General features: G+C 67.1%; 2 protein-coding genes. Both read right to left on the reverse strand.

Translation table 11 applies throughout. From position 1 onward, the window contains the following. Positions 1–136 precede the first annotated feature (136 nt). Positions 137–817: a response regulator gene (locus A5712_RS21375; protein WP_068109371.1), complete on the reverse strand. Its 681-nt coding sequence runs from the start codon at positions 815–817 to the stop codon at positions 137–139. Further along, positions 814–3,254: sensor histidine kinase KdpD (locus A5712_RS21380; RefSeq protein WP_068109374.1), on the reverse strand; the 2,441-nt coding region annotated here is incomplete at its 5' end. The genes A5712_RS21380 and A5712_RS21375, both read right to left, overlap by 4 nt.

Raw genomic sequence — 3,254 nt, forward strand, 5'->3', positions numbered from 1 at the left:
CCTCCGACCAGATGCCAGTGTGGCGTATGTGACTTAGCCAAGAATCGCTGTGACTTGGGGGCTTTCGGTGTGCGCCCAGGGCGGCGAAATCGCGAGATTCCGCCCCCGATACACACGCGACGCCGTCGACGCACACTCACGCCTCGAAGCGGTAGCCCATCCCAGACTCGGTCAGCAGGTGCTTGGGATGCGACGGGTCGTCCTCGAGTTTGCGCCTCAGCTGCGCGAGATACACGCGCAGGTAATGGGTCTCGGTGGCATAGGCCGGGCCCCATACCTCCTTCAGCAACTCCTCGCGGCCCACCAGCTTGCCGCGATTGCGCACCAGCACCTCGAGCATGCCCCATTCGGTCGGCGTCAGATGCACCTCGGCGCCGTCCTTGGTGACCTTCTTGGCGGCCAGATCGACGGTGAACGCGTCGGTTTCGATGACGGGCTCATCGGTCTCCGACGCCGCCGCGTTGCGGCGGACCGCGGCGCGCAACCGCGCCAGGAACTCGTCCATCCCAAAGGGTTTCGTCACGTAGTCGTCGGCGCCGGCGTCGAGGGCCTCGACCTTGTCCGACGAATCGGTGCGCGCCGACAACACGATCACCGGCGCCGAGAGCCATCCCCGCAGGCCCCCAAGCACCTCGATGCCGGAGATATCGGGCAGGCCGAGGTCCAGGATCACCACGTCGGGCTTGTGCTCGGCGGCCGCGCGCAGCGCCCCCGCGCCGGTCGACGCGGTGATCACCTCGTAACCGCGCACGGACAGGTTGATTCGCAGCGCACGCAGGATGTGCGGCTCGTCGTCGATCACCAGCACCCGGGTCATAGCGCACCGAACTCTTGCGGCGCGGCCATATCCACCACGACGGTGAGGCCGCCGCCCGGGGTATCACCGGCCGAGATCGTGCCGCCCATCGCCTCCACGAAGCCGCGGGCCACCGACATTCCCAGCCCCACGCCCGTGGTGTTGTCGTGATCGCCCAGCCGCTGGAACGCCTCGAAGATTTCTTCCTCGGTGCCCTTCGGGATTCCGGGTCCTTCGTCGATGACATTGATCAGGATCCGGTCACCCACCCGGCCCGCGTTGACCCGAACCACGCAGTTGGGCGCGTAGCGCAGCGCGTTGTCGATCAGGTTCGCAAGCACCCGCTCCAGCAGCCCAGCGTCGGCCATCACCACGGCGTCGCCCACGTCGACCTTGACGCGGTCGATCGCTGATCGGTAAAAGCCGGTGGCGCCCTTGCCGATACTGACCAGCGCGCGTTGCACCGCCTCCTCTAGATACACCCGGCGCAGGTCCGGGTGGATCACCCCGGCGGCCAGCCGAGAGGAATCGAGCAGGTTTCCCACCAGCGCGGTCAGCTGGTCGATGGACTCCTCGATGGTGGCCAGCAATTCCGCCGTGTCTTCGGGGGAGAAGGCGACGTCCTCGGCCCGCAGGCTGGACACGGCGACCTTGGCGGCCGCCAGCGGCGTGCGCAGGTCGTGGCTCACCGCCGAGAGCAGGGAACGCCGTAACTCGTCGGCCCGCACGATCGCCTCGGTCCGGCTGGCCTCTTCCGCCAACTCGCGCTGCTTGATCAACCCCGCGGCCTGCTTGGCCACCGCGCTCAGCACCCGGCGGTCGCGGGTGGACAGCTTCTTGCCGGCCATCAACATCCAGAACTCGTCGTCGCCGACCTCGATCGCGGTGTCGGCCGAATCGACGCTCACACAGGGATCTTTGCCCACACACGCGACGATGTAGCTCTTCTTGCCGGCTGCGCGCTCTTCCTCGCTGGGCTCCCGCAGCATGCTGACCGCGCGCTGCGAATAGGTCTCCCGCACGCGCTCCAGCAGCGTCTCGAGGTCGGCGCCCCGCAGCACCGACCCGGCGAACAACGTCAGCAGTTCAGCCTCCTGGGAGGCGCGCCCGGCCTCACGGCTGCGTTGACGAGCGCCGTCGACAAGGATCGCGACGGCGACCGCGATCATCAACAGCACCAATTCCGTGATGGCACTGTTGGGTTCGGCGATGGTGAAGCTGTGCCGCGGGGGTATCAGGTAGTAGTTCAGCAGCAATCCGGACAGCACCGCCGAAACGGCCGCCGGGGCAACGCCGCCCAACAGCCCCACCAGGAGCACCCCGACGAAGAACAGCGCGCTCTCGCCGGCGTTGTTCAGATAGGGGTCCAGCACCGTCACCGACACCGCACAGATGGCCGACGGCACAATGACGGCCGCCAGCCACGATGCGACGCGTCGCTCGCGGGGCACGAGCGAGCCCAGGTGAAGGCCGCGCGTGGATTCCTCGTGCGTGACGATGTGCACGTCGATCTTCCCGGACCGCTCGACGATCGTCGGGCCAATGCCCTCCTCGAAGATGCGGGCCCACCGGGGCCTGCGCGACGTGCCGATGACCAACTGGGTGGCGTTGTTCTCGCGGGCGAAATCGAGCAGCGCCGTGGGTACGTCGTCACCGACCACGGTATGTAGGGATGCGTCCAGGCTGTTCGCCAGCTCCCGGATCTTGCCCATCTTGCTCTCAGACACGCCGGCCAGCCCGTCGCCGCGGATGACGTGCACCACCATCAGTTCGGCGCTGGACTTCGACGCGATCCGCGACGCCCGCCGCACCAGCGTCTCCGATTCCGGGCCGCCGGTGACCGCCACCACGACCCGCTCGCGCGCCTCCCACGTGTCGGTGATCTTGTTCTCCGCGCGGTACTTGGCCAGCGCGGTGTCCACCTGGTCGGCCAGCCACAGCAACGCCAATTCCCGCAGAGCGGTGAGATTTCCGGCGCGGAAGTAATTCGACAGCGCCGCGTCGATCCGTGCCGGCGCGTAGACGTTCCCATGGGATAGCCTGCGGCGCAGGGCTTCCGGAGTGATGTCGATGAGCTCGACCTGCGACGCCTGGCGCACAATCGAATCCGGGATGGTTTCCTGCTGCTCGATGCCGGTGATCTGTGCGACGACGTCGTTGAGGCTTTCCAGGTGCTGGATGTTGACCGTGGAGATCACCGTGATCCCGGCGTCTAGCAGTTCCTCGACGTCTTGCCAACGCTTTTCGTTCTTGCTCCCCGGTGTGTTGGTGTGGGCGAGTTCGTCGACCAGGACCACCTGGGGATGGCGAGCCAACACGGCGGGCACATCGAGTTCGGCGAAGGTGCCGCCGCGGTATTCGATAAAGCGCGGCGGGATGATCTCGATACCGTCAAGCAGCTCGGCGGTTTTCGCCCGCCCATGGGTCTCGACCACGGCCGCCACCACATCGGTGCCGC

It is taken from the genome of Mycobacterium sp. E2327, assembly GCF_001672675.1.
Lineage (GTDB): Bacteria > Actinomycetota > Actinomycetes > Mycobacteriales > Mycobacteriaceae > Mycobacterium.

What these genes read in the sequence shown, in the direction of transcription:
- A5712_RS21375 (WP_068109371.1), bottom strand. Translation starts at nt 817, where the DNA reads ATGACCCGGGTGCTGGTGATCGACGACGAGCCGCACATCCTGCGTGCG.